The organism is Streptomyces nanshensis, assembly GCF_001751255.1.
Classification (GTDB): Bacteria; Actinomycetota; Actinomycetes; order Streptomycetales; family Streptomycetaceae; genus Streptomyces; species Streptomyces nanshensis_A.
The window spans coordinates 1-4,575 of record NZ_LJGW01000281.1 but is presented as its reverse complement, the minus strand read 5'-3'; the positions used below and the strand labels follow the sequence as shown (position 1 = coordinate 4,575).

The 4,575-nt window shown below is 75.9% G+C and carries 5 protein-coding genes; 2 read left to right on the top strand and 3 right to left on the bottom strand.

Annotation, left to right across the window (positions count from 1 at the left end; all coding sequences use genetic code 11):
* On the bottom strand, positions 1–493 hold a 493-nt coding region (locus AN218_RS16625), incomplete at its 3' end, for a phage holin family protein (RefSeq protein ID WP_141747599.1).
* 308 nt (positions 494–801) lie between these two features.
* Here AN218_RS16625 and AN218_RS16620 point away from each other — a divergent pair.
* Positions 802–1,575, top strand: coding sequence for an MBL fold metallo-hydrolase (locus AN218_RS16620; RefSeq protein ID WP_070017674.1), 774 nt, complete (start codon positions 802–804; stop codon positions 1,573–1,575).
* A complete protein-coding gene (locus AN218_RS16615; protein WP_070017673.1) occupies positions 1,575–2,222 on the top strand; it encodes a DedA family protein in 648 nt (215 codons plus the stop codon). The genes AN218_RS16620 and AN218_RS16615 overlap by 1 nt, the downstream gene beginning before the upstream one ends.
* A gap of 78 nt (positions 2,223–2,300) precedes the next feature.
* Here AN218_RS16615 and AN218_RS16610 read toward each other — a convergent pair whose 3' ends face one another.
* Positions 2,301–3,359 (bottom strand): MBL fold metallo-hydrolase, encoded by a 1,059-nt coding sequence (locus tag AN218_RS16610; RefSeq protein ID WP_070017675.1) that lies wholly within the window; start codon positions 3,357–3,359, stop codon positions 2,301–2,303.
* Positions 3,360–3,526: 167 nt separating this feature from the next.
* Positions 3,527–4,549 (bottom strand): aminotransferase class I/II-fold pyridoxal phosphate-dependent enzyme, encoded by a 1,023-nt coding sequence (locus AN218_RS38275; protein ID WP_476755965.1) that lies wholly within the window; start codon positions 4,547–4,549, stop codon positions 3,527–3,529.
* Positions 4,550–4,575: the final 26 nt, after the last annotated feature.

The following is a 4,575-nucleotide window of genomic DNA, read 5'->3' as shown; positions in this document are numbered from 1 at the left end:
GCCTGCGGTCCGCGAGCCGCGCCAGCCGGCGGCGGTAGGCGCCGTCGTCGCGTACGGCGAGGGCGGTGCCGGTCGCCGACGACGCGGCGGACATCGCCGCGGCCACGACGACGGCCGTGCCGGGATCGGCCGACCCGCCTCCGTACGGCACCAGGGAGAGCGCCAGCCACAGCAGCGACCCGTTGAGGAAGAAGACCAGCGTGCCCAGCACCAGCGCCGGAACCAGCAGCAGCGCCCGCACCAGCACCGGCCACACCACCGCGCCCAGCAGCCCGAAGACCGCCGCTCCTATGGCGGCCGTCGAGGCGATGAACGTGGCGCTGTCGCCGTCGGACGACTGGAGCCGTACGTCGGGCAGCAGCCCCGCGAGCACCAGCAGCGTCAGGGTGCTCACCAGCCACACGGCCAGCACCCGCAGCACGGCAGCGCCGAGGGACCGCCACTGCCGGGGCGTCTCGCCCGGCAGCGCCGGAGGAAAGAAATGCAGCCGCATGCCGCCGCCTCCCGAGTCTCCCGCCCCCGCTCGTACGTCCCCAGGCACGAGAACCCTCCCGATGCGCGGGATATTCTCCGATTCTCCATGGTGTGCCCGGCTCGCGGCACAGCGCCCGGTCTCGCCCCGTGCGACCCCGCGCGCCCGATCACGTGCCGGGCGCACGGGCCGCGGGTGCGCAGTCACACGCGCATAGGCTCGAGGGGACGCGGGCAGTACGGGCGCAGGTCACGCGCGGGCGGGACGCGGTCCCGATGCGGTCGGACACAGGCCGGACGCGGGTCGTCCGGCGTCAGGGAGGAGCACAGGTGCCGGTGGAAGTCACGTGGTGGGGCCACGCCACGGCCACGGTCCGGGACTCCGGCGTGACGGTTCTCACCGACCCGCTGCTGGTGCGGCGCATGGCACATCTGCGCCGCCGGCGCGGTGCGCTGCCGCCGCCGTCCGCCGCCCTCGCCGACGTCGTGCTCGTCTCCCATCTGCACGCCGACCATCTGCATCTCGGCTCGCTGTCGCTGCTGGAGCCGGGCACCCGTGTGGTGCTGCCGCGCGGTGCGCTGCGTGCGGTGCCGGGGCTGCGGCGGCTGGCGTCGCTGCTGCGGTTCGACGAGGTGGACGCCGGGGAGTGCGTCGCCGTACGGGATGTGACGGTACGCGCGGTGCCCGCCGCACACGACGGACGCCGCCTGCCGTACGGACCGCACCGCGCGCCCGCGCTCGGCTACGTCGTCCAGGGCGCCGCCCGTACGTACTTCGCCGGCGACACCGGCCTCTTCGACGGCATGGCCGAGGCCGTCGGCCCCCTCGACGCGGCGCTGCTGCCCGTCGGCGGCTGGGGCCCGTGGCTGGGCGAGGGGCATCTCGACGCGGAGCGCGCCGCGCGGGCCCTGGCCCGGCTGCGTCCGCGCACGGCGGTGCCGGTGCACTACGGGACGTTCTGGCCGATCGGCATGGATGCGGTACGGCCGCACGAATTCCACGCGCCCGGCGACGAGTTCGTACGCAAGGCCGGGGCGCTGGCGCCGGAGGTCACGGTGCACCGGCTGGCGCACGGCGAGAGCATGAGGCTGGAGGCGGCCTGATGCTCTCCCCCTGCATAGCCGCGGGCGCGGGCGCGGATCTGGTGGCGGTCGCGGGGCTGCCGCCGGAGTCCACACAGCAGGCGGTGACCTATCCGTCCCTCTTCCTGCTGGTGGTGCTGGGGTCGCTGGTGCCGGTGGTGCCGACGGGCGCCCTGGTGAGCGGCGCCGCGGTGGTGGCGCTGCACCAGAGCGTCCCGGGGCTGGCGCTCGCGGCGGTCTTCCTCATCGGGGCGGCCGCGGCGTTCCTCGGTGACGTCACGCTGTACTGGCTCGGCAGGCGCGGCGTCGACTCCCGCAGCGGGTCGCGCTGGCTGGAGCGGCTGCGCGAGCACGCGCCTCCGGAACGCCTCGGCCAGGCGCAGGACCGGCTGCGCGACCACGAGGTGCCGGTGCTGATCGTCTCCCGGCTCCTGCCGGCCGGACGGATACCGGTCATGCTGGCCTGCCTGCTCGCGCGCATGCCCACGCGCGAGTTCGTACGGGGCAATCTGCCCGCCTGTCTGGCCTGGGCGGTGACCTACCAGCTCATCGGGCTGCTCAGCGGTTCCGTCTTCCCCGAGCCGTGGGAGGGGGTCGCGGCGGCGGTCGTCCTGACGGTCGTCATCAGCGCCGTACCGGTGATCTGGCGGCGGCTGCGGGCGGGTTGACGCTCCGCGTCCGGGGCCGGGCGCGGTTCCGGGGTCCGGGTCCGGGTCCGCTCAGGTCTCCGGTACGGACCGCTCCCGTTACGGGCCCGACTCCCGCCCCGGTTCCGGTTCCAGTACGCGCGACGCCCCCACCGGCAGGTCCCACAGGTCGGCACGGTCCCGTCCCGCCGCCGCCCACGCCTCCCGTACGCGCTCCAGGGGCGCGAGCGGCGGCTCGGCCGAGAGCAGGAACGTCCCGTAGTGCATGGGCGCCATGGCCCGCGCGCCCACGTCTCCGCATGCGCGCACCGCCTCCTCCGGCGAGGTGTGCACCGGCTTGAGCATCCAGCGCGGCTCGTACGCGCCGACCGGCAGCAGCGCCAGATCGATGCCGGGGCAGCGGCGGCCGATCTCCGCGAACCAGTGCCCGTAACCGGTGTCGCCCGCGAAGTAGAGCCGCCCGCGGGCCTGTTCGCCGCGATGCGTCAGCACCCAGCCGCCCCACAGGGAGCGGCAGGTGTCCGCCAGCGACCGGCGGGACCAGTGGTGCGCGGGGACGAACTCGAAGCGCACGCGTCCGCCCTCGCCGTCGGCGGCGGGCAGCTCCGCCGCCTCCCACCAGTCCAGCTCCGTGACGCTGGTGAAGCCCCGTCTGCGGCACCAGCGGCGCAGCCCGGCGGGCACGAACAGAGGGGTGTCGCGCGGGAGTCGGCGCAGGGTGGGCGCGTCGAGATGGTCGTAGTGGTTGTGCGAGATGACGACGGCGTCGACCGGCGGCAGGTGCGACCAGTCGACGCCGGGCGGTGTCACACGAGGCGGCGTACCGAGGATGCGCCGGGACCAGACCGGGTCGGTCAGCACCGTCAGACCGCCGACGCGCACGATCCAACTCGCGTGCCCCGCCCAGGTGACGGCGATCGTGCCGGGCGGCGCCTCGGGCAGCGGGCCCGGTGCGCAGGGCAGCCTGGCGATGTCGTCCAGGGTCTCCGGCGCGGGCCGCATCGCCCCCTCCCGTACGACGCGCAGCAGATCCCGTACGTCGGGAAGCGGCGCGGTGAGCCGGTGGACGAAGCTCCGCGGCCAGAAGCGCTTGGCGCCCACGGGGCAGACCGTGGGACCCGGCGGCTCCGCGCTCGGCGGCGCGGACGGTGAGGACAGCGGGGGCGACGAGGAGGGCGAGGGATGCGCGGTGTCCGTCCCCGCGGGGTCCGTTCCCGCTGGGGCCGCGCCCTCCGCGGCACCGGGCGCCGCACCGGGCGCCGCGGCGGCCGTCCGGTGCGTCCCGGTGGTCGTCCGATCGGTCAGCGTCCTGTCCGGTTCCACAGTCACTCCCGGAGGGCCGTCAGGTCGGCGAGGGCCGATTTCACCGCATCCAGTACCCGGCCGGAACCGGGCGATGCCGAGGGTCCGGGCGGTTCGGCGCCGCCCGTCACCAGCCCGCTGGAGAGCCGTACGCGCAGCGCCGCCGGGTCGTCCCCGAGGCGGTGCCCGCCGCACACATGCGGCCCGAACGACCGCACCAGNCCCGCCGATCCGCGGATGCCCCGCACTTCGAGGCGCGGACGCACCGGCTCGAAGTCGGCGTAGACGTGGTGGCCCACGCGCGGCGGACGGCACAGCGCCCCGGCCTCGGTGACGACGTGATGGAGCCCGCCGAGCAGCGCCCCGTACGCGCTCGCCGCCGTCGCGCGGCGGGTGCGCAGCGGCTCGGGTTCGGTGAGGGCGTCGGCCGCGGCGGAGTCCTCGCGGGGACTCAGCCCGGTGCGCAGCACCGCCAGCACCTCGCGTACGGCGTCGGCCAGTCCGCGCCCGCGGCCGCTGTCCGGGAAGCGGGCGATCCCGGCGGCGGGGCCGTTCGGCAGCAGGGTGCGGGCGAGGTCGGCGAGCACGACGACGGCGTCGCTCTCCCGGCCGCCCTGGATCATCTCGGCGGGGCTGACGATCACCGTGCTGTGCGGGGTGTGCGGCGTCTCGCGCCAGGTCTCGTCGCTGACGATCAGCAGCCGCTCGTCACCGGCCGCCTCGATCACCTCGTGCAGCAGCTCCGGGGGCACGGCCGTACCGGTGCAGTCGTCGGCCACGGAGAGCACCAGCACCCGCGGCTCGCGTCCCTCCGCGCGCTCGCGCCGCACCGTCTCGCGCAGCGCGACCGGATCCGGTACGCCTCCGCACTCGGCCGGCACGGCGACGGTGGTCAGCGGACGGCCCAGCAGCCGGGCCGCGTGCCCGTACCAGCTCTCGGCCGGGCGCGGGGTGAGGACGGTGCCGCGGCCGGAGGCGGCGAGGACGGCGAAGAGCAGCAGCGCGGCGCCGGGGGCGGCGACGACCTGTCCGGGGTGGGTGATCATGCCGCGGCGCCGCCAGTAGCCGCATG

Excerpts from the sequence above, each read along its gene's own strand:
- AN218_RS16615 (WP_070017673.1), top strand. The coding sequence starts at position 1,575 with ATGCTCTCCCCCTGCATAGCCGCGGGCGCGGGCGCGGATCTGGTGGCG.